Source organism: Priestia flexa NBRC 15715, assembly GCF_001591565.1.
GTDB classification, from domain to species: Bacteria; Bacillota; Bacilli; order Bacillales; family Bacillaceae_H; genus Priestia; species Priestia flexa.
The window spans coordinates 1-22,478 of the sequence record NZ_BCVD01000056.1 but is presented as its reverse complement, the minus strand read 5'-3'; the positions used below and the strand labels follow the sequence as shown (position 1 = coordinate 22,478).

General features: G+C 39.0%; 23 protein-coding genes. 7 read left to right on the top strand and 16 right to left on the bottom strand.

Annotation, left to right across the window (positions count from 1 at the left end; translation table 11 throughout):
* Positions 1–74: 74 nt before the first annotated feature.
* From BFL01S_RS11000 to BFL01S_RS10985, 4 genes are all read right to left on the bottom strand, one after another.
* Entirely contained in the window at positions 75–752 is a 678-nt protein-coding gene (locus BFL01S_RS11000) for a zinc metallopeptidase (protein ID WP_025907342.1), read from the bottom strand.
* Between the two features lie 62 nt (positions 753–814).
* Positions 815–1,582 carry a sporulation protein YpjB gene (locus tag BFL01S_RS10995; protein WP_025907340.1) on the bottom strand — a complete coding sequence of 256 codons (768 nt, stop codon included), beginning with the start codon at positions 1,580–1,582 and terminating at the stop codon, positions 815–817.
* Positions 1,583–1,650: 68 nt separating this feature from the next.
* Positions 1,651–2,676, bottom strand: coding sequence for a CAP domain-containing protein (locus tag BFL01S_RS10990; protein WP_235859224.1), 1,026 nt, complete (start codon positions 2,674–2,676; stop codon positions 1,651–1,653).
* 141 nt (positions 2,677–2,817) lie between these two features.
* Positions 2,818–3,237: a CBS domain-containing protein gene (locus tag BFL01S_RS10985; protein ID WP_061785707.1), complete on the bottom strand. Its 420-nt coding sequence runs from the start codon at positions 3,235–3,237 to the stop codon at positions 2,818–2,820.
* Between the two features lie 172 nt (positions 3,238–3,409).
* Between BFL01S_RS10985 and BFL01S_RS10980 the strand changes: the two genes are divergently transcribed.
* Positions 3,410–3,772, top strand: coding sequence for a YugN family protein (locus BFL01S_RS10980; protein WP_025907334.1), 363 nt, complete (start codon positions 3,410–3,412; stop codon positions 3,770–3,772).
* 35 nt (positions 3,773–3,807) lie between these two features.
* On the opposite strand, the gene ctaG is transcribed toward BFL01S_RS10980, so the two are convergent.
* The 5 genes from ctaG to coxB all read right to left on the bottom strand — a co-directional run bounded on the left by ctaG (position 3,808) and on the right by coxB (position 8,724).
* Positions 3,808–4,734 carry a cytochrome c oxidase assembly factor CtaG gene (ctaG, locus tag BFL01S_RS10975; RefSeq protein WP_082636378.1) on the bottom strand — a complete coding sequence of 309 codons (927 nt, stop codon included), beginning with the start codon at positions 4,732–4,734 and terminating at the stop codon, positions 3,808–3,810.
* 74 nt (positions 4,735–4,808) lie between these two features.
* Entirely contained in the window at positions 4,809–5,144 is a 336-nt protein-coding gene (gene ctaF, locus BFL01S_RS10970; protein ID WP_025907330.1) for a cytochrome c oxidase subunit IVB, read from the bottom strand.
* 4 nt (positions 5,145–5,148) lie between these two features.
* A complete protein-coding gene (locus BFL01S_RS10965) occupies positions 5,149–5,769 on the bottom strand; it encodes a cytochrome (ubi)quinol oxidase subunit III (protein WP_025907328.1) in 621 nt (206 codons plus the stop codon).
* 2 nt (positions 5,770–5,771) lie between these two features.
* Positions 5,772–7,634: a cytochrome c oxidase subunit I gene (gene ctaD / locus BFL01S_RS10960; protein WP_061785706.1), complete on the bottom strand. Its 1,863-nt coding sequence runs from the start codon at positions 7,632–7,634 to the stop codon at positions 5,772–5,774.
* 34 nt (positions 7,635–7,668) lie between these two features.
* Entirely contained in the window at positions 7,669–8,724 is a 1,056-nt protein-coding gene (gene coxB, locus BFL01S_RS10955; RefSeq protein WP_025907326.1) for a cytochrome c oxidase subunit II, read from the bottom strand.
* Between the two features lie 691 nt (positions 8,725–9,415).
* On the opposite strand from coxB, the gene BFL01S_RS10950 reads away from it, so the two are divergent.
* Complete coding sequence (locus tag BFL01S_RS10950) at positions 9,416–10,321, top strand: COX15/CtaA family protein (RefSeq protein WP_025907324.1); 906 nt, start codon at positions 9,416–9,418, stop codon at positions 10,319–10,321.
* A 33-nt stretch (positions 10,322–10,354) separates the two neighbouring features.
* Here the strand turns inward: BFL01S_RS10950 and pyc are convergent, their stop codons facing one another.
* The 3 genes from pyc to BFL01S_RS10935 form a co-directional block, all read right to left on the bottom strand.
* Positions 10,355–13,804, bottom strand: coding sequence for a pyruvate carboxylase (gene pyc / locus BFL01S_RS10945; protein ID WP_374700374.1), 3,450 nt, complete (start codon positions 13,802–13,804; stop codon positions 10,355–10,357).
* A 135-nt stretch (positions 13,805–13,939) separates the two neighbouring features.
* Positions 13,940–15,130 (bottom strand): FtsW/RodA/SpoVE family cell cycle protein, encoded by a 1,191-nt coding sequence (locus BFL01S_RS10940; protein WP_025909106.1) that lies wholly within the window; start codon positions 15,128–15,130, stop codon positions 13,940–13,942.
* 148 nt (positions 15,131–15,278) lie between these two features.
* Positions 15,279–15,545, bottom strand: a complete 267-nt coding sequence (locus BFL01S_RS10935; protein ID WP_373688708.1) for an Fpa/YlaN family protein — start codon at positions 15,543–15,545, stop codon at positions 15,279–15,281.
* A 274-nt stretch (positions 15,546–15,819) separates the two neighbouring features.
* On the opposite strand from BFL01S_RS10935, the gene BFL01S_RS10930 reads away from it, so the two are divergent.
* Positions 15,820–16,317 carry a molybdopterin-binding protein gene (locus BFL01S_RS10930; protein WP_061785705.1) on the top strand — a complete coding sequence of 166 codons (498 nt, stop codon included), beginning with the start codon at positions 15,820–15,822 and terminating at the stop codon, positions 16,315–16,317.
* A gap of 47 nt (positions 16,318–16,364) precedes the next feature.
* Here BFL01S_RS10930 and BFL01S_RS10925 read toward each other — a convergent pair whose 3' ends face one another.
* Positions 16,365–17,693, bottom strand: coding sequence for a PhoH family protein (locus BFL01S_RS10925; RefSeq protein ID WP_025909109.1), 1,329 nt, complete (start codon positions 17,691–17,693; stop codon positions 16,365–16,367).
* A gap of 217 nt (positions 17,694–17,910) precedes the next feature.
* On the opposite strand from BFL01S_RS10925, the gene BFL01S_RS10920 reads away from it, so the two are divergent.
* On the top strand, positions 17,911–18,510 hold the full coding sequence (locus BFL01S_RS10920; RefSeq protein ID WP_061785704.1) for a YhcN/YlaJ family sporulation lipoprotein: 600 nt from the start codon (positions 17,911–17,913) through the stop codon (positions 18,508–18,510).
* Between the two features lie 23 nt (positions 18,511–18,533).
* On the opposite strand, the gene BFL01S_RS10915 is transcribed toward BFL01S_RS10920, so the two are convergent.
* Positions 18,534–18,989: a PNPOx family protein gene (locus BFL01S_RS10915; protein ID WP_061785703.1), complete on the bottom strand. Its 456-nt coding sequence runs from the start codon at positions 18,987–18,989 to the stop codon at positions 18,534–18,536.
* A 184-nt stretch (positions 18,990–19,173) separates the two neighbouring features.
* On the opposite strand from BFL01S_RS10915, the gene BFL01S_RS10910 reads away from it, so the two are divergent.
* Positions 19,174–19,374, top strand: a complete 201-nt coding sequence (locus tag BFL01S_RS10910) for a YlaI family protein (protein WP_025909112.1) — start codon at positions 19,174–19,176, stop codon at positions 19,372–19,374.
* A gap of 2 nt (positions 19,375–19,376) precedes the next feature.
* Positions 19,377–19,808, top strand: coding sequence for a hypothetical protein (locus tag BFL01S_RS10905; RefSeq protein ID WP_025909113.1), 432 nt, complete (start codon positions 19,377–19,379; stop codon positions 19,806–19,808).
* 19 nt (positions 19,809–19,827) lie between these two features.
* Here BFL01S_RS10905 and BFL01S_RS10900 read toward each other — a convergent pair whose 3' ends face one another.
* Together BFL01S_RS10900 and typA are read right to left on the bottom strand one after the other, a co-directional pair.
* Complete coding sequence (locus tag BFL01S_RS10900; protein ID WP_025909114.1) at positions 19,828–20,145, bottom strand: YlaH-like family protein; 318 nt, start codon at positions 20,143–20,145, stop codon at positions 19,828–19,830.
* A 161-nt stretch (positions 20,146–20,306) separates the two neighbouring features.
* On the bottom strand, positions 20,307–22,145 hold the full coding sequence (gene typA, locus BFL01S_RS10895) for a translational GTPase TypA (protein ID WP_025909115.1): 1,839 nt from the start codon (positions 22,143–22,145) through the stop codon (positions 20,307–20,309).
* Positions 22,146–22,258: 113 nt separating this feature from the next.
* On the opposite strand from typA, the gene BFL01S_RS10890 reads away from it, so the two are divergent.
* Positions 22,259–22,444, top strand: a complete 186-nt coding sequence (locus BFL01S_RS10890; RefSeq protein WP_025909116.1) for a YlaF family protein — start codon at positions 22,259–22,261, stop codon at positions 22,442–22,444.
* Positions 22,445–22,478: the final 34 nt, after the last annotated feature.

The window sequence follows — 22,478 nt, the reverse complement described above, 5'->3', positions numbered from 1 at the left end:
GATTAAAAGTGAAGAACTCTCAACCGTTCAGGTTTAATATTGGCTGAATTACTTATGTCCCAGCCTCATTTCAATTAATCTTCGTTGTTCATTCCTGTGTAAATTAAGATTAAACGCACAAGCTCTAGTACTGCAACCGCTGCTGCTGCAACGTATGTTAAAGCTGCTGCGTTTAGTACTTTTCGCGTCTCACGCTCTTCGTCGTTGCGAATTACACCGCTTGATACGAGAAGGTTCATCGCGCGATTTGAGGCGTTAAACTCAACTGGAAGCGTTACGACCTGGAATAAAACTGCTGCTGCCATAAACACAATCCCTAGCAACAATAGGCCGCTCATCTGAGCAAAGATACCAATCATGATTAAAATCCATGAAAAGTTTGATCCGATGTTAGCTACTGGTACTAAGGCATGACGCATGCGTAAGAACGAATAGTTTTCATCGTCTTGAATTGCGTGCCCTACTTCATGGGCTGCTACCGCTGCGCCTGCTACAGATGTTCCGAAGTAGTTATCTTCAGATAATCGTACTACTTTTGAACGTGGATCGTAGTGGTCAGACAACACGCCGCGAACTGGCTCAACTTGAACGTTGTACAAGCCGTTTTCGTCCAAGATACGTCGTGCCACTTCAGCACCTGTCATTCCAGAAGAACTGCTTACTTTTGAATATTTTTTATAAGCACTTTTCACTTTAAACTGTGCCCAAATCGGCACTAAAATAATGATGAGAAAATAAACCAAAAACCCCATATGCACACTCCTTTACTTGTATGGTTGGTACATTTTCATTTTAGACAATTCGAATATGTCCGTCAATCATTTCGCTCCGGCTCAGCCTTGCGAACACGCTCTGCTCGATACTTACGAAAACCAACATACGATAAAGTAAATACAATAATACTTCCTGTCGTAATCATGACCCATATAAGTGATGGATCTACCTTATCTTCTTTTAAATGTTCAAACAGAGACTGAAAATCTTCTTCTGCTGCTACTAATTCTTGTGAAGACATCACCATTGCATCATCTTGCTTTAAATCTTCAATATGCTGTTCAACACGTTCAATATCCTTATCATCAACATCGACTTGAACACTTGGAGAAATCAATTCATAGGCTTGTAGTAAACTTTGAAGCTCTTCTTGATACTGCCCATCTTCACCTTTTGATATACTCATTTTCATATCTTGAAACGTGGTAATAACTTCTTTTTCCATTTCTGTCCAAAGAGGTTGGTATTCACTTGATAAAGCATCAACTAGTAACCGAAACTGTAATGCTGTATTTACAGGGTCACTATTTTCATCGTCCAGTGCTCTTTCAACATTTTGAGCTGTTACTACCAGCACTTGATACTCTTTAGTGGATAAATCTAAATCATGTATATTTACGCTTGAAACTTCATGTGAAAATTGTTTCATTAAATCACGCGCTTCATCATATTTTTCCTGCTGAGCAAGGTCTAATGTTTCATCAGCAAGTTCATTTAACTTATCCCAAGATTGCTGTGTAGCCGCATTAACTGATGTTGTTAATAGTAAAAAAATAAGCATGGCGATGACAGATATTTTCTTGTTCATTCTTGTCCCTCCTCTAGCTTCTATTAGAAACTTATGAGGAATAGGACAAGAGTAGACCTATTAAATCCCTACTTCAAAGGGGTAATAAAGTTTTGCGTATAAAACTTTTCATACACGCCAACACCAAGATGCGTAAAATCATTATTTAAAAGCGCCTTACGGTGACCTTCACTATTTAACCAGCCTTCAACCGCAGCAGGACCATCCGTATAGTTAGATGCAATGTTTTCACCAGCTGTTCGATACAAGACGTCTCCTTTTTGCAGACGATTTCTTAAATCTCCTTGAACTGGAGACTCATGAGCAAAATATTCTAAATCGCTCATTTCTTTGCTGTGTAAATAAGCCACTTTCGCCGTATCTTCATCCCACGATAATGCCTCTTTTCCATGGCGCTTTCTAATAACGTTCGTCAAGTCGATAATTTGTTGAGAAGCTCCATCTTCAATCTCTTTCCACTCTTCTTGAGAAAGTGATGGTACTTCAGGGAAACTCCCTCTATACATTACTTCATACGGCTTTTGCTTCATTAAAGTTTCACTATCCATGACGCGGATACTTGATAATGTATTTAAAAATTGATCAAAATAAAGCTGGATATATACATCATCATACTTTACTAATGGGCGCATTTTTAAATCTTCGTCATTGAGTTGAAAACGATAATAATCGAGCCCTTCTCTCAATTCAACTTCTCGCTCAATTTTAACAGCTTTCGCTACTTCAGATCGAGATTGACCAATCACAAATGGTGCGGTATTTACGTTTTGACCAATAGAATACACGCTCACCACTCGGTCACCATCTACCCCTACCTGCATGTAGGAATGATCATCGGTTTTATACACCCACCAATCATATCCGTAAGCAGAAGGATCAACACGGGTTGGTTCTCCATACATTCCCATGACTTGTTCAGGATGTAGACCAATCAAATCAATAACGTTTTCCCCTTCTATTTCTGGTGCAGCCGTTTCAACCGCACGGTCATTTATAGTCTCATTATTTGAAACCTCTTCCTGTGCTGATTCATCTACATACTGCTCCAATAAAGGGATATATTCATCAGCGTATACAAATGCAACGATTAACACGAGAACAAATATAACTTTTTTCAGCGTCAGTTCCTCTCCTTACATCTTCAAGAGTTCGTATAGTTATTATACATGTAATGACGTGAAAATAGCTAATAAAAAAGCTATCAACACCCTTTGGTGGCGACAGCTTTTCCTGGATTAATGAAGTTGATTGGAAATACGAGAAAGAGCTTGACCAGCTTGTTCATCTGTAAAGCGATACGTAGATAAATCTCCTAAAGCGACAACGCCAATAAGCTTGTTTCCTTCTACAACTGGAAGCCTTCTGATTTGATGATTGGCCATAATTTCCACAGCTTCTTCTACCGTTGATTCGCCCGATACCGTTACTAGTTTATCACTCATTACGTCGGTTACTTTACTGGAATTGGGCTTCTTTTCAGCAATACCTCGAATAACTAAGTCTCGATCAGTTATTAATCCAATTAATCGGTCTTGATCAACAATTGGAATACTACCAACGTTTAATTCTTTCATCTTTAATGCAACTTCGTATACATTATCTAACGTGGTACACGTTTCAACGTCTGTTGTCATTACATCACGAACACATTTCATAGAATCTCCTCCTTTACATTCAACGTTATTTTGACCGTTTTTCAAAAAATCTTTCACGTTATTTACAATTTCTTGGTCTTTTCAACTGAAAATCCGGATAAACATTGCAAGTTTTATCCAATCATACTATGATGAAAATGGGAGAAACATTTGGTTTAAAGGGGGAACTGTAATGAAACTAGAAGATATGGATTTTACTGATGTAAGAGTTGATTTAGAGCATGCCGATGAGATTATGAGCCGATTTGGACTAGTGCGAGCTGGACAGTGGGATTACGAGCGGGTAACATATGATCGCAAGTTTGAAATTCAGCACCATACCTTTTATTTACGCGTACAAGGATATGCTGCTGAAGGGGACATTGGCGGCAGGCATGCGTTGATTCAATTTATGACGCCTCTGCTTGGCAAACACTATTATCCGCACGGCGTAGAATATGGAGAAGAAGAAAATTTCCCTTCTACACTGGTTGATCAATGCAAGCGAATTTTAAGCCAAATTCATTCCGAACTTCAAAGCGTTCAGGCTTCCTAATAAAAAGAGTGCTTACAATCCTGTAAGCACTCTTTTTATTGAGAAGAAATCGGAGATGAAGCATCATAACCTGCATCAAGTTCCATTTCCTGCTTCTTATCTTTTTCACGCTCTTTCTTCGCCCACCGGAAAAAGGTGTAGCCAAGAATAATCCCATATACAATCTCTTGAATAATTTTCATGATGACTCCCCCAAGCTGCTGGTCTTCTACCGGAGGCAATACGTTAAACATTTCTGGGGCTAATGCGCCCATCGCTTGAATAACATCCGGGGATACGCAAAGGGCTAAAGCATTCACCCACGCCTGCGAATCAGTATACGTGGCATATAGCGACGTATCAGCAAATATAATTAACGCACAAGCAGGCGTTAACAACATCCCATCAGCAAAAATGTAGCCAATTTTTTTCACACCGTTTAACGTCTGATACTCCTCCAGCTTGTTTAAAAGTGGCCACCACATGCAAAAAGAAGCTATAAACAGCAAAATGCTAATAATTGCGTGAAGCGTCATATCTGTCTTCACAGTGTCAAACACAAGCGGTATATGATAAAGAGAGAATAATCCGTTAAAGACAAGTAAAGCAATGAGCGGCTTTGTTAAAAAGTGAAACACTGGCTTAATGCCTTTTTGATGAATCAGTAATCGCGCCATCCACGGCGGTGTTCCCAGAATAAGTAAAGGTGGAATAGCTAAATAAACCAGCGCCATTTGGGCCATATGTGCACTAAACATCAAGTGCCCTAGTAAATCTAGCGGACCGCCTTTGCATATGTATAGCAGCGCCATTCCAAATACAAAAAACGCTTTTGTTTTACGATCAACTTCTTTACTTCCTTCAATTTTATATCGATACGGACCTGTGAACAATAAATAAACAACTGTCACCGCACAAATAACGAAGAAAAAATACGGACTCCATAACGCTTCGAATCCAAACATTCTTAAATTATCAATCACAATCCGTCCCTCCTTTACTCAATTGCGAATAGTACATGCTTGAAAAGAGCTAGCAAGCGCTAGCTCTTCTTTACTTACCACCAAATAATTGTAACAAATGCCCAAACCGTTATAAGTGCTACAAGCACTCCTGAATATAGAAACATCGTTGGCACTTCATGTCCTTTATGATTCATATGCATAAAGTAATAAAGCTGAAAGATAACTTGCACAACTGCTAACAAAATAATAACTGGTACGGTAAACCATCCGCTAAAGCTATCGCTCCATACGGCAAAAAAAGCTATGAGCGTAAGGAAAATCATTAACGCAAACGAGATTAACTGCATTCGCATGTCTTCAGCGTTTTTCTTCTTACGATACTGTAAGTCTACCTTTGGGTTACCTGTGTCAGAATGATTTGTTGTCATCTCTTCATCCCACCATTCCCATTAAGTATACAACTGTAAAAATAAACACCCATACAACATCAATGAAATGCCAGTATAAGCTTGCTACATAAAATTTTGGCGCATTGTATAGACTTAAGCCACGCTTTGAGTTACGGATAAGCAATGAGCCAATCCACAATAATCCAAACGTTACGTGCGCTCCGTGCGTTCCTACCAAGGCATAAAATGCAGATCCAAACGCACTGCTCGTAAACGTATGGCCTTCATGAACATAATGCTTAAACTCATAAATCTCTAATAGTAAGAAAGCGAACCCTAACAGCCAAGTAATCCACATCCAAAGCTGCATCTTCTTATAGTTAAAGTTCTTCATATGATACATTGCATATACGCTTGTTAATGAACTTGTTAATAAAATCATTGTGGCAATAAATACAAGCGTAATATCAAATAATTCTTCTGCTTTTGGGCCTGTATGCGTTGAATTTCTCAACGCTAAATACGTTGCAAACAACGAAGCAAAAAGTACGGTTTCTCCCCCAAGAAAAAGCCAAAATCCTATGAACTTATTTTTCCCTTCAAGGGTTGATTTCTCAGGCGAATCTGGAAAAGTTTCAGGCGTTAATTTTTGTTCTGCTTCCATCTTTATTTCGCCTCCTCATCAAGCAAATCTTCTTTATGAATATGATAGCCATGATCATCAATCCACGAACGGAAGAACATGGAGATAAAGGTAATCACTAATCCTATAATTCCAACTAGATCTCCCCAGCCATGGTCATTGCGGAACAAAAAGCCAAATGCTGAAACAAACAGACCAAGAGAAATAATAAACGGAATGATTGATGAGTTTGGCATATGAATATCACCAAGCGGCTCAGCAGGCGTAATGCCCTCTTTGTTTCCGGCACGTTTTTCTAACCAGAATGTGTCTAATCCACGCACAAGCGGCGTTTGTTTAAAGTTATATTCTGGAGGCGGTGATGAAATCGCCCACTCCAGCGTACGACCTTCTCCCCACGCATCGCCTTCTGCTTTTGGTCCATTGATGCTTGTTTTGATGACGTTAATAATCAGTACAATGGTTGCCAAGGCCATAAAAATGGCTCCAGCTGAGCTGATTGCATTTCCAAGATCCAAGCCCTGTCCTGGTAAAAAAGTTGCTACACGACGAGGCATACCCATTAAACCTAAGAAATGTTGAATAAAGAACGTTAAGTGGAAACCGATAAAAAACAGCCAAAACGTAATCTTGCTAAGCGTTTCATTAAGCATACGCCCAAACATTTTCGGCCACCAAAACGTGACTCCTGCAAATAGAGCGTACACAACTCCACCTACAATAACGTAGTGAAAGTGAGCAACAACGAAATACGTATCATGGAACTGATAGTCTGCTGGTGCCGCAGCAAGCATAACACCTGTTACACCACCGATAACAAACGATGGAATAAACGCTACAGAGTACAGCATTGGTGATGTAAATTCAATGCTTCCTCCCCAAAGCGTAAACAACCAGTTAAAAATCTTAATTCCTGTCGGTACAGCAATTGCCATCGTCGCTACTGCGAAAATTGCGTTTGCGATTGGTCCAAGGCCTGTTGTAAACATATGGTGAGCCCAAACCATGAATCCTAAAAACCCAATCAGCACTGTTGCAAATACCATAGAAGAGTATCCGAACAGTCTTTTTCTTGCAAACGTCGGTAAAATTTCTGAAAAAACTCCAAAGGCCGGTAAGATTAGTATGTATACTTCTGGATGTCCGAAAATCCAAAATAAGTGTTCCCAAATAATTGTGTTTCCACCCATCGTTGGATCAAAGAAATTCCCACCAAACAAGCGATCAAAAATCATTAAAAATAATCCAACAGTTAAAGCAGGAAATGCAAATAAAATAAGTGCTGATGCCACAAACGTAGTCCACGTAAAGAGGGGCATTCTCATGTAAGTCATACCAGGTGCTCTCATGTTAATAATTGTAACAAGAAAGTTAATACCCGCAATCAGCGTTCCAGCACCGGAAATTTGCAGACCTAATGCGTAAAAATCAATTCCGTGTGTAGGCGATGCTAGTGATAGTGAAGCGTATGATGTCCAGCCTGCATCAGGTGCTCCACCTCCTATAAACCAGCTTAAGTTTAGAAACAATCCACCAAAAGCAAATAGCCAAAATCCAAGTGCGTTTAAAAATGGAAACGCTACGTCACGAGCGCCAATTTGAAGTGGCACAACTGCGTTCATTAGCGCAAACAACAGCGGCATAGCTGCTAAGAAAATCATCGTTGTGCCGTGCATTGTTAAGATTTCATTATATGTTCCCATCGCGACAAAGTTATTTTCAGGAATAGCCAGTTGAATTCGAATAAAAAGTGCTTCGATTCCTCCAAGTATGAAGAAAAAACCTCCCGCAATTAAATACAAAATGGCGATTTTTTTATGGTCAACGGTTGTTAAGTAGTCCCATATTGTCGCCCCTATACCCCTTTTTTGAGTGAGCGTACTCATAGCTAGACCTCCCCTTTTGAAAGCTAATTACCGTTTATTTTTCTTTCAGCTCCAATAAATACTCGGTTAGCTGATCGACTTGTTCATCTGTTAAGTCAGGATATGTATTACTCATTTTGTTTCCTGGCTTAATTTCTTCAGGGTTTTTGAGCCATTGTTTTAAATTTTCTTCATTATGTTCTAAAACACCTGCAATACGCTCACGATCTGCAAATCCAGCTAGATTTGGAGCCTGACGCGCTTGTTCTGGTCGACCATCCTGCGCTTCAACAGCGTGACAGCCAATACAGCTTTCTGTAAAGATTTCCTCTCCCGCTTTTGCTGAAGCTGTCGATACGTCTGGTTTTACATCTTTAATATCGCTAACCCATGTATCAAACTCTTCACTTGGAAGGGCTTTAACTTTGAAATCCATATAGGCGTGAGATGGACCACATAGCTCTGCACACTTCCCATAAAAAAGACCGTTAGCGCTTTCAGCCTTTTCTGAATCAAACACAAGCCAAAACTTGTTCTCATTCTCTGTATTCGTATCTACTTTTCCGCCCACTGAAGGAATCCAAAAGGAGTGTTTGACATCTGAGGCTTTCACGTTAAAATACACTTTTGTATCTGTTGGTACAACAAGATCTTGGGATGTAATGATTTTTTGGTTTGGGTATTCAAACTCCCACCAATACAAGTTAGCTCTTACATTGACGACAATTGCGTCTTCCTTTTCCATTCCTTTCACATCAGCTAATTTAAACGTATCAGCTACTGTGGGAACTGCTAGGATGACAAGTAGAATAATAGGAATAACAGTCCAAAGAATTTCTAACTTGTGGTTTCCTTCTACTTGTTTTGGAATCACATCTTCCTCACCTTTGCGGCGTTTAAAACGCACAACTACATACACAAAGATGATTGCAACAACAATAATTACAAGAACCATAATTGCTGTACTAAGCAGCATAAGTGAATACTGCTTTTCTGCCACTTCACCTGCAGGACGAAGCGTTGATAAAAAAGGCTCTCCGCAGCCAGCTAATAGCACGGCTACCAGACTAAACAACGATAAAACACGAAAGTTTAATCGCCATTTTCTCATAGCTTTTTCAACCTCTCTTTCATGGACGTGATTTTCTTATTCATAACAGAAGCTGCTATGAATAAACTTTCTTCCTTCTATGATAAATTCTAGATTAGAAGAAATCCCCTGTATTTAAATTTTTATGTAGGACTACGGTGTCTAGGAGCTCGTTACGCAAAATAGATGACTTCTTAGCGGCCTCTTTAGGTAAGCATATGTTGTTGAAGCAGTGGTATGAAGAATCCGTTTACAGTTTTGACATCACAAAAATCATCTATTCACAAATATTTCACATTTGTTTTAGATTTCTGAAATCTTACAGCCTGATGCATGAACATGTAAAGATGTAAATTACTATATTTCTCCTGTTTATTAAAGCATATTTTGGAAAGTTTATGTGAAATTTTTTTGAAATAAATATGGATTTTTTTTGTCACCTTGTACAAAACCCTATCTTATACTTGATTATTGTATACTATTATAAGTAGAATAAGGTGTTGTATCTTGTCGAATGAGTTTAATAACTTATCTTTCTAGCAATACAACCTTACACTTTCTACCATTATAACAAATGAATACATGCTTATGGGAGTTTATTCGAACTTTTTCAACGAAACCTTAAACTAGTAAGTCATGTACTTCCATTCGTCTTCCTGTCTAAAGGAAACGTTTAGCGGACTAATTATCATACTTTAGGAAGGTGAATACATTGAAACGTGGATTAAAAGGGCTTTCTGTTATTGTAACGTTAGCAATGCTCCTGATTTTACTTGGGGGAGCACTTGTAACCAAAACTGGATCAGGAGATGGCTGTGGCGACTCTTGGCCTCTATGTAACGGTGAATTGATTCCCAGCAACATAACATTTGAACTCGTCATTGAACTTAGTCACAGACTTGTATCAGGTGCTTCAGGCATCTTAGTACTTTTACTCTGTGTGTGGGCTTGGATTGCACTAGGACATATTCGTGAAGTAAGACCACTTGCTTTTATCTCGTTTTTCTTCTTAGTGCTACAAGCGTTAATCGGTGCTGCTGCGGTTATGTGGGGACAATCAGATGCCGTACTTGCACTACATTTTGGAATTTCACTTATTTCATTTGCATCTGTTCTCCTATTAACTCTCATCATTTTTGAGGTAGATAAGAAGTTTGATGCTGATAGCGTCGTCATTGGTTCAACGATGAAAAAACATATTTATGGATCTATTCTTTATACGTACGTTGTCGTCTATACAGGAGCGCTAGTACGCCATAAAGAAGCAAGCTTAGCTTGTCCCGATATTCCGTTCTGTTCCAATGCAGCTGGCTGGTTACCAGGTGATATTAACCAATGGATTCAAATGGGACACCGAACTGCTGCAACCTTAATTTTCGTTTGGATTTTAATTGCGTTTATTCACGCGTTTAAGCACTACCGTGACCAGAAGAATATTTATTATAGTTGGCTAATTGCTTTAGTGTTAGTAACAATGCAGGCCATTTCAGGTATGTTAGTTGTTGTTACTCGCCTAAACTTAGGACTAGCTTTAGCCCACGCACTAATTATTTCTCTATTATTTGGGGTCTTAAGCTACTTGACACTTCTTGCTACTCGCAGTAAAAGAACAAAATAAAAAGTACGAGCAGACATTCTGCTCGTACTTTTTTTAGCTTTCGAATTCAACAAGTAAGTCTCCAGGTTGAATAGCGTCTCCGCTTCCTACATGAATATTTTTCACAACACCATCAAATGGTGCCTGCACCGTTGTTTCCATTTTCATTGCTTCTGTAATCATGAGATGATCACCTTTGGATACTTTATCGCCTTTTTCAACGATAACGCGAATGACCGTTCCAGGCATAGACGCTCCAATTTGATTTGGATTTGTTAGATCTGCCTTCATCTTTGATACAACCGTCGTCTTCACGCTTTCGTCTTTAATGACTACTTCACGAGGTTGACCATTTAGTTCAAAGTAAATTGTACGATTACCGTCAGCTTGTGCTTCTCCAATTGATACAAGGCGAACGATTAACGTTTTCCCTTTTTCAATCTCAATTTCAGCTTCTTCTCCAAGACGCATTCCATATAAGAAAGTAGCCGTATCAAGTACCGAAATGTCACCATATTGCTCAACCGCTTTGTGATAATCCATAAATACTTTTGGATATAAAGCATATGCCAAGGCATCAAAGCTTGTAACTTGACGTCCTAACTCGTGGAATAGCTTTTCCTTAAGAGCATTAAAATCAACATCTTCTAACAGCTCACCCGGACGCACCGTAATTGGCTTTTTACCTTTTAAAATAATTCGTTGAAGCTTTTCAGGGAATCCACCGTGTGGTTGACCTAAATAGCCCTCAAATAGTTCAATAACTGAATCAGGGAAGTCTAATGATTCACCACGTTCAAATAGCGTTTCTTCCGTTAAATTGTTTTGAACCATAAACAGCGCCATGTCCCCTACCACTTTGGAAGAAGGCGTTACTTTGACAATGTCACCAAATAACTCATTCACACGTGAATACATGTCTTTTACTTCATCCCAGCGGTTTCCAAGACCAACTGCTTTCGCCTGCTGTTGAAGGTTGCTATATTGACCACCCGGCATTTCATGAACATAAACTTCCGTATGCGGAGCATTCATGCCACTTTCAAAGTCTTGGTAGTACTTGCGTACATCTTCCCAATAGTAAGATAGCTGTTCAAGGTTTTGAATGTCCAGCTTCGGCTTACGCTCGGTCCCTTCTAAAGCATAATATAATGAATTGGCGCTTGGTTGCGACGTTAAGCCTGCCATTGCGCTTACTGCTACGTCCACAATATCAACGCCTGCTTCAATTGCTTTGGCATATGTTAGAATGCCGTTTCCGCTTGTATCATGCGTATGAAGATGAATTGGAATATCCACCGTTTCTTTTAATGCAGACACTAAGTCATAAGCAGCTTGAGGCTTTAATAATCCTGCCATATCCTTGATTCCTAAAATATGTGCCCCGGATTGCTCTAATTCTTTCGCAAGGTTTTTGTAGTACGTTAAGTCATATTTGCGGCGAGATGGATCTAAAATATCTCCCGTATAGCACATTGCTGCTTCGGCAATCTTACCTGTTTGTCGTACGGAATCAATGGCTAACGTCATACCCTCAACCCAGTTTAAGCTATCAAAAATTCGGAACACGTCAATTCCAGCATATGCTGATTTCTCAACAAATTCTTTAATTACGTTATCCGGATAGTTTTTATACCCTACGGCGTTTGATGCACGAAGAAGCATTTGGAATAAGACATTTGGCGCCTCTTGGCGTAGCGTTAACAAACGATCCCAAGGATCTTCTTTCAAAAAGCGATACGCTACATCAAACGTCGCTCCTCCCCACATTTCAAGAGAAAACAAATCCGGTAATAGTCTTGCTGTTGGATTAGCAATTTGTTTTAAATCGTTCGTACGTACACGCGTTGCTAGTAAAGACTGATGCCCATCTCGGAATGTTGTGTCTGTTAAAAGAACTTCTTTACGCTCTTTTACCCAGTTAACAAGCCCTTCAGCACCCTGTTCATCTAAAATTTGCTTCGTTCCATTTGGCACTGGCGTTGATAAGTCTAGCTGAGGAACGCGAGGTTTTGTGAAAATTGGTTTTTTCTTTTCAGCTACCCCAGGGAAACCATTAACCGTTACGTTTCCAATGTATGTTAGCATTTTAGTACCACGGTCTTTACGCTTAGGAAATACAAATAGCTCTGGCGTAGTATCGATAAAGGACGTATCATACGCTCCCGTTAAGAACTTTTCATGCTTTACCACGTTCTCAAGGAACGGAATGTTTGTTTTAATACCACGAATTCGAAATTCTTTTAAGTTACGAACCATTTTGGACGCCGCTTGATCAAACGTTAAGGCCCACGTTGTTACTTTTACAAGAAGAGAATCATAGTAAGGCGTGATGACTGCTCCTTGGAAGCTGTTGCCCGTGTCAAGACGCACGCCAAAGCCACCGCCTGAACGGTACGCCATAATCTTACCCGTATCTGGCATAAAGTTGTTTAGTGGATCTTCTGTTGTTACACGAGATTGAATAGCATAACCATGCGTGATAATCTCTTCTTGCTTCGGTATTGCAACAACATTACTATGAAGGTCATAGCCATCCGCAATTAGAATTTGAGATTGAACGATATCAACACCTGTAATCATTTCTGTAATTGTGTGCTCCACCTGTACGCGAGGGTTTACTTCAATAAAGTAAAACTCTTTACCTGATACTAAGAACTCTACAGTACCCGCATTTATGTAGTTTACATTATCCATCAGCTGTACCGCAGCATCACAAATTTGATCACGCAGCTCTTCGCTTAGCGACAAGCTTGGTGCAACTTCTACTACCTTTTGGTGACGACGCTGTACTGAACAATCACGCTCATACAAATGAACAACATTTCCACTGTGATCCCCTAAAATTTGAACTTCAATATGCTTTGGGTTTTCAACAAGCTTTTCGACATATACCTCGTCGCTTCCAAAGGCTGCTTTTGCTTCAGACTTAGCACGTTCATACGATTCCGCTAGGCTTGCTTCATTGCGAACGACGCGCATGCCACGACCGCCTCCACCTAACGCCGCTTTAATCATGAGGGGGTACCCGTGCTGTGCAGCAAATTCTTTTGCTTCATCTAATGAATCAATTGGTCCATCCGTTCCTGGAATGACAGGGATATTGGCTTGAATTGCTTGATGACGAGCTTTTACTTTATCTCCAAACATATCTAAATGCTTAGACTTTGGCCCAATAAAAATAATGCCCTCTTCTTCACAACGTTTCGCAAATTGGATATTTTCTGACAAAAAACCATAGCCAGGGTGTATTGCGTCAACATCATGTAGCTTTGCCGTTTTAATAATATCTTCGATGTCTAAATATGCATCGATTGGTTTTTTGCCCACACCAACCAAATACGCTTCATCTGCTTTGTATCGATGATAGGAACCTGCATCTTCTTTTGAATAAATTGCCACCGTTCGAATATTTAGCTCCGTACAAGCTCGAAATACTCGAATTGCGATTTCTCCACGATTTGCAACTAGTACTTTTTTTATTTTTTTAGTTACCAGACTCACATCGAATTCTCCCTTCAATCTTTATATAAACTTCAATATATAGCAAAATTGGATAAAAGAAAAGCAAAAATGAACGGAAAGTTATAAATTAACCGTTCATTTTTGCTTTTTTGAGATGATATATATACCCGAATGTTAAGATAAGTCAGGATTAGCATTATTCGGATAAGAAACAACGTTATTCGCTTTTTTGCTACTTTTTTCTTGATAGTTCACAAAGAACGAAATATTAACAACAATCCCCATGGCAATCATTAAACTTAGCAGTGATGATCCACCGTAACTAATAAACGGAAGCGTTACGCCGGTAATCGGAATAAGACCGGTTAAGCCACCCAGATTAATAAACGCTTGAATTCCAAGCATGGTCGCTACACCTATGCAAATAAGGCTAGCAAAAGGGTCCTTTGAGCGTTTGGCAAGTGTCAGAATGCGATAGATTAAAAAGCCTAGTAAACCTAAAACGAGAAATACGCCAAAGAATCCAAGTTCTTCTGCAATAACCGCCATAATAAAGTCGGTATGTGACTCTGGAAGATAGCCATACTTCTGCACGCTTTCACCAAGTCCAAGCCCTTTTAACCCTCCAGAACCGATAGCTAAGTAAGAGTTTACAAGCTGATATCCTTCACCTTGTGCGTATTTAAAAGGGTCCGATGCTCCTGTAAAACGTCCGATACGATTTTCAGTCACTTGCCCTGTTAATACACCAATCGTTCCCATAATGGTCAGCATGACAAGCCCTAATAAAATAAGCTTAAAAAATGTTTTTCGAGATATTCCCGAACATAGCATGATTGCAACTGCTATCATTAAAATAATGAGGCCTGTCCCAAGGTCTGGTTGAATCGCTACGAATATAAAGATACCCATTGTTAACCCAATTGGCCCAATAAAAGCACGCTTAATATCATTTATGTATTCTTGACGTTTTCCTAACACAAGCGCTAAATATAAAATAACCGTTAACTTTGCAAACTCAGCGGGCTGCAAGCTTGCTCCAGCTAACTTTAGCCAACTTTGAGCGCCTCCTGCCGTATGCCCCATTAAAAACACAAGCCCTAAAAGACCAAATGTACCAAGTACAGCTATAGGTAACAGCTTTTGATATAGCTTGTACGGGAATAAAATGGTTGCTAAAAATACGAATCCAGCAATGATAAGCCAACCTTTTTGTTTGCCATAGAAAAAATCGCTATCCTGCCCATACCGCGTAATACTCGTAATCATGCTGGAGCTATATACCATTACAAGGCCAATTGTACAAAGCAACGCAATGGTAATAATGATAGAATAATCATAGTGCTTAAAGATTTTTTTTAGCATAAACCTCTTCCTTTAAACGTTAATAAGTGATGCCTTTACTCATTTTACTATACATTATATACTTTCGCTTTTCTCACGTAAGAATGTAAACGAGCTGTAACAAAAAACTCAAACTATCCATCTAATAGTTTGAGTTTCACCGTGTGTGTTATTTTTTTGTAAATGCTTCATGCAGTGCAGAAAGTTCACGCTCAAGTCGATCTAGCAATGTTTTTCCGACATGCTCATCAATTAAATTTAAACGAACTGCAAAATCAATTTCTCTTGATAAACCAAACATTTGTGTATCTAAAACCTCTTCGTAAAGAGGACATTGTGGCATTGTTAAGTTATCCATTTGAACTTGAATTAATTGCAAAATCTTATCTGCATCAGCTTTTAACAATGCATAAGCTTTTTCACGATGATCTATCATTGTCTCAGGCGTCAAACTCAATCCCTCCGTTTCCGAGCGATTACCTAATCTATCTTTTAATAGTAAGGTTTTACTCGTAAAAAAGCAAGAACTAACATGCATGTCATCAGACCTACGAATTCTCTTACAAATTACGTGTACTATTCATCGCAACTCTCGCTTTATTAATATAGATTTATTATAGCACATTCTATTTTAGTACTTCTACCAAAATCCTGAGTATGGATGACAAATTACAAGAAAGCGCTTATACTTTTACCAAGGAGGCGTTTTTATGAATTCAATTATTTCGCTACATGGGAAAGTGCGTTACCCCCTCACGTTAGATCCTGGAGTTTGGATTTTTGATGATCGAAAAGTAGACTTAACTACTTTTTTTGATACTGAGGTCGAAAACGTAGATGAAAATGAACAATATACGAAGGCTGTTTCAAAACATTGGGATCGAGAAATCCAAGAAGGTGCCGTATTCCCACCAACTTTAAAAACAGAAAAGAAATACGAAAAACAAAAGCTATTGAACGGTACGTTCGGTATCTCCTTTGCTCCTTTTTTAAAGAACGCTGAGCCTCTAGAAGAGGCAACCGCAGTTACGCTTGTAACAGCTAATGAATCCGTTAGCTACTCATTAGAAGAGGCTAAAACGCTTATTTTTGGCTTTAGTAAAAACGGAAAACCTTTAACTGAAGATGGACCTGTACACGTTTATGAATGCGATGGCTCTAACCGTGACAAGCCGCTTACGTACTTAAAAGAAATTATTATTACATAATGAACGAGCGCGCAGAGAGGAAAAGCTGCGCGCTCATTTTTTTCCACTTATAAAATATCAGCAGCTAGCTGTGCGAGACCTGAACGCTCTCCTTTAACAAGCCTTACATGACCTGATATTTTCTGTTCTTTAAATTTTTCAACTACATATGTTAACCCATTATTGTATTCATCAAGATATGGATGATCTATTTGAGCAGGGTCACCCATTAACACAATTTTACTCTTTTCACCAACGCGCGTTAAAATGGTTTTAACCTCATGCTTTGTTAAGTTTTGTGCTTCGTCAATGATGATAAATTGTTCTGGTATACTTCTTCCCCTAATATAGGTAAGGGCTTCTACCTCAATTGAACTAAGGCCTGCTAGGATAGCATCCAGTTCCCCAGGTTTTTTTGTGTTAAATAAATATTCTAAATTATCATAAATTGGCTGCATCCATGGTCGAAGCTTTTCTTGCTTTTCACCCGGTAAAAACCCTAAGTCTTTTCCTACCGGTACAATTGGACGTGCAACCAACAACTTCTTAAAGCAGCCCAAGTCTTCCGTTTGCATTAAACCCGATGCTAAAGCTAATAAGGTTTTACCCGTTCCAGCTTTTCCGATGAGCGTGACAAGCTGGACATCGTCTCGTAAGAGCAGTTCGAGCGCCATAATTTGTTGAACATTTCGCGGCTTAATTCCCCAAATATGGTCATATTCAAAGAGAAGCTTTTTTACTTTTGTAGCGGTCTGATCGACGATTCCAATAGCAGAACCTGAACCTCCAAATGCATCTTTCATAACGAGAAATTGATTTGGGAAAAATGGATGATTTGCGATCTGAGAAGTGAGAATTTCACCGTTTTCATAAAAATGATTTAACACTTCTCTTGGGATATATACTTCCACAAATCCCGTATATATACTGTTAAATTCGACAACACGATCGCTTAAAAAATCCTCTGCTTTCAAACCGATAGCATCAGCCTTCACGCGTACCAATACATCTTTACTAACAAGAATGACTTCACGGCCGTCTTCCTTGGTTTCCTCTTCGAGCGACAAATTTTTTGCGACCGCTAAAATACGATTATCATTCGTTTTCTCTACAAAAATCTCTTGTAATTGATGAAACGAACGGTGATTGAGCTCGATCCGTAAATGTCCACCATTTTCCAAAGGGATTTTCTCATGTAATTTACCGTGTTGACGCAAGTTATCAATGAGCTTTGATACTTGTCTCGCATTCCTTCCAACCTCATCCATATTTCTCTTTTTCGAATCTACTTCTTCTAATACTACAGCTGGTATTACAACTTCATTATCATCAAATGAAAAGATTGAATGCGGATCTTGCAATAACACATTTGTATCTAAAACGTAGATTTTTCCCAACAATTCAGCCTCCTACTCCATTTGGTTTCCAGTTAAGGAGTGTAACAAGGAATCCATTCACTTTTATCTTATGTAAACCGCACGCGTGAAGTTCGAGTAAATGGACGGACCATTTGCTTTAAATATATGAACATATGCATAAAGATAGAAGAACTATTGAAAACTAAACACAAATTGCTACAAAAAATGAGCCATTACCAAAGGAGGTATCTCCCCAATGAAAAAAGGATTACTTATTGCTAGCTTAGCTTGTTTTACAATAGCAGGTTGTAACAATAATCAATCCCAGATTGAAGAAGGACAAAAAACAGACCGCATCGTTCAGGTGAAAAACTCAACGCCTGAAACTGAAACAAAACGCTCTGCTGGGCAAATTTCTCAGCATCTTGTAAGCTTAGCAACAAGCGCTCCAAACGTAAATGATGCTACTGCTATTGTGTTAGGAAAATATGCAATCGTTGGTATTGATGTAAATAACGAAATTGATCGCTCCGAAGTAAGTTCGATTAAGTATACGGTAGCAGAAAGCCTAAAAGCAGACCCATACGGAGCAAATTCCGTTGTCATTGCTGATCCTGATACCGTAACGCGCTTAAAAGAAATTGCGAGAGAAATCGGACGTGGTCGACCAGTTACAGGCTTTTTAGATGAGCTTGCTGCCATCGTAAACCGCGTCATGCCAGAAGTAGCGGAAGAGATTCGCCGCAACCCAGAACCTACCAAAACAAATGATGAAAAGTTAAACAATGAGCAGCAGCAACAATTACGAGACAAGCAAGAAAAACAATCAAATGATCACCTTCAAAAGAACGAATAAAGAATAGACAAGCTTAGTTCACGCTAAGCTTGTTTTAATGCGCTCATTACCTGTTTATCTAATTTAGAAGCAGCTACTGGATCATATGTTTTTTCATAAGTCGGATTGGTAGAGATTTTAGATCCATAGAACATAACGTCTCTTACTTCTTTTATGCTTACTTCAATCAGCGTCAGCTTAATTGGAACGTTTTCCATTCTCTCTTTGGCAACAATTGCACTGCCTTTAATCGCATAGCAAGATTCATTTGCAATCAAATTCACAACAACATCTTTACACTGCGAAATGTCTTTAACCATTCGGGACTTGCTTGCGACAGCAAAACGGATGATTTGATTGGTTGGAGCATAAATCCATGAAATGGCACTCACATTTGGTCCTTTTGTTTCATAATCAACGGTTGAAACTGTTACAAAACGTTCTGCTTGTAGCTCTTCGTACAGTGCTTCGACTAAACTGGATTCAACTTCATTTGCCATTTATATCCCTCCTCCCGTTTATGTATACTTACTTGTTTTCTAGACAAAGAATCTGTTTACCTGCTTACTTTTCCTTGTTTTCAAAACTTTTACATTGTTTAAATAACGACTAAATACATTTTACAGCTTTATAAACAATGCACTTTGGGCTAGAATGTTGTATAGAGAAAACGAGGTGAGATAGATGAGAGTAAAATGTGTCCTATGTGATAAAATTGAATCAATTGAGGATGAAACGCTTGTAGCAAAAAGACTTCGTAATCGTCCTATACATACATATATGTGCAATGAATGCTCAGAACGTATTGAAGAGCGCACAAAAGAACGAATTGCTACCGGAAACTTTAAGCTATATCAATCCAAGCAGACGGAGGAGGACTGGTAAGCATGATTTATAAAGGAATGGTTGTAGGAGTAATAAGTGGCACTGTGCTAGGTTTGGTCTTAAAATGGCTGGAGCAGCTGATGTCTAAAAAGGTTTATACACTCTTATTAAACGTCGATTTCATTCCCATTATAGGAGATATCAAATGGCCTGAATGGGTGGAGTTTGTGTTTCACCTAGTCATTGCAGTCATTATAGGGATTGTTTTTATGTGGATACAAAATCGATTTCGTCACTTATCGTCAGGTAGCATGCTTGTTATAGCCTTTCTCTTAACTTTACCTACCATTCCTTTATATTTCCCTCTTACAGCTTTAGCCATTAAAGCTACCCCGCGTATCGATGACATGGGAGCTTTCTTCTATTGGACGGCGGGACATATTCTTTTTGCCCTGTCTTTATGGATAGGTAGCTTCATTTATAAAAGCCGCTAAGATTTGTCCTTAGCGGCTTTTACATATTTATCGTTGAATCTTCTTTTTTGGATTGATACAGCCTAATCTTATAAATAATTAAAATAAGTGCTGCCACAACTAACCCTTCTGCTACCGGCAAAAAGATACCTAAAAACGTAAGCACAGTACAGCCGAACCCTAGGAACAGATAAATAATAATGGATTTTAAAAGCGGCAATTTTTTCGCAAACCCCAGCTTATATACAACAATTGACAGCAATAAAATTGTAAGATAAAGCATCCACATTCCGACATCCGAGTTTTTATCAACACGATATAGAGCTGCAAAAAAAGACAGACGATCTTCTACGTTCACCCTATGTTTCCTCCTTTATGTAATCCCACTGACTTCTCTCTTATGAAGTAGGCTTCTTTTTACTTATCAACATATACAATATTCGACAATGAGCTTCCTTTTACCTCTATAAAAAACAAAAAAGTTGCTAGAGCATAGCGCTTTAGCAACTTCTTTACTGCTTATTTCATATCAGCATATTTTTTCTTTTTCGCGATTTTTTCACGCTCGTTTTTATCTAGAATCTTTTTACGTAAACGAATCGATTCTGGCGTAATTTCGCAATACTCGTCATCGTTTAAGTATTCAAGAGATTGTTCTAGAGACATGATACGCGGCTTTTTCATACCTGTTGTTTGGTCTTTGTTAGCTGAACGCATGTTTGTCATTTGTTTCATTTTACAAATGTTAACAACAAGATCATTTTCACGCGTATGCTCACCAACGATCATTCCTTCATACACTTCCGTACCAGGCTCTAAGAAGATTGTACCGCGGTCTTCTACACCTTGGATTCCGTAAGTCGATGATTTTCCTGTCTCCATTGATACAAGCACACCTTGACGACGTCCGCCTACTTGACCAGCTTGCATTGGCTGATAGCTATCAAATGAGTGGTTGATGATACCAAAACCACGAGTTAATGATAAGAACTCTGTTGTATATCCAATTAATCCACGAGCCGGCACCATGAAAATAAGGCGAACTTGACCGTTTCCATTGTTGATCATATCAACCATTTCACCTTTACGAGCACCCATAGATTCCATAATAGAACCAGTATGCTCTTCTGGCACGTCAATTTGAACGCGCTCTACAGGCTCACAGCGTACACCGTCAATTTCACGTACGATTACTTCTGGTTTTGACACCTGAATTTCATAGCCTTCACGACGCATATTTTCAATTAAGATAGATAAGTGAAGTTCACCGCGTCCTGATACAACCCATACGTCAGGAGAATCAGTGTTTTCAACACGAAGACTTACGTCTGTTTCAAGTTCAGACATTAAGCGCTCTTCAATTTTACGAGATGTAACAAACTTACCTTCACGTCCTGCAAATGGTGAATTGTTTACTAGGAACGTCATTTGTAATGTTGGCTCATCGATACGTAATACAGGAAGTGCTTCTTGGTGTTCTGACGGACAAACCGTTTCACCCACGTTAATGTCTTCCATTCCTGATACGGCAATTAGGTCTCCTGCTTTTGCTTCTTCGATTTCTACACGCTTTAGCCCTAAGAAACCGAACATCTTCGTTACGCGGAATTGCTTAACTGAACCGTCAAGCTTCATTAAAGCAACTTGCTGTCCTACTTTCATTGTTCCGCGGAACACGCGTCCTACTCCAATACGACCAACGTAATCGTTATAGTCAAGCATTGCTACTTGGAATTGAAGCGGCTCTTCACTGTTGTCAATTGGTGCTGGAATGTGCTCAATAATAGAATCAAATAATGCTTCCATGTTGTCATCTTGCTTCTCAGGATCTACGCTTGCAGTTCCGTTGATTGCTGATGCGTATACAACCGGGAATTCAATTTGCTCTTCTGTTGCACCTAACTCAATAAATAAGTCAATTACTTCATCAACAACTTCAGTTGGACGAGCAAAGTCACGGTCAATTTTGTTTACAACAACGATTGGTGTTAACTTTTGTTCTAAAGCTTTCTTTAATACAAAACGTGTTTGAGGCATACAACCTTCATATGCGTCAACAACAAGTAGAACACCATCTACCATTTTCATAATACGTTCAACTTCTCCACCGAAGTCGGCATGTCCTGGCGTATCCATGATATTGATACGCGTATCTTTATAATTAATAGCTGTATTTTTAGCTAAAATTGTAATTCCACGCTCACGCTCTAGGTCATTTGAGTCCATCGCACGCTCTTCCACGTGCTCGTTTGTACGGAAAGTTCCGGACTGATGTAATAATTTATCTACTAACGTTGTTTTCCCATGGTCTACATGGGCAATAATGGCAATATTACGTAAATCTTTACGAATGTTCACGCATTTCACTCCTATGCTTGTAATAACTAAGCTATTATATCACACTAAATCTAGAATTGCTGAATGATTTTGTTGTACACTATACTTATTGAATAAATTTGGGAGGAATCAACATGAAAAACATTAAGTGGGTATTTGTTTTATATGCAATGCTAGCAACTTTTTCAATTATGGCAATTGGTATATTTATCGGGGAAGGAAGCGCTACCGGTGTTATTGGATCCATCGTTGCCCTCGTTGCAATTATGGGCTTCGGATTCACAACAAAAAAGAAAATGAGAGAAAAAAATCAACTGTAATTTTTTTCTGAAATAGCACAAAAACGAAACGAGG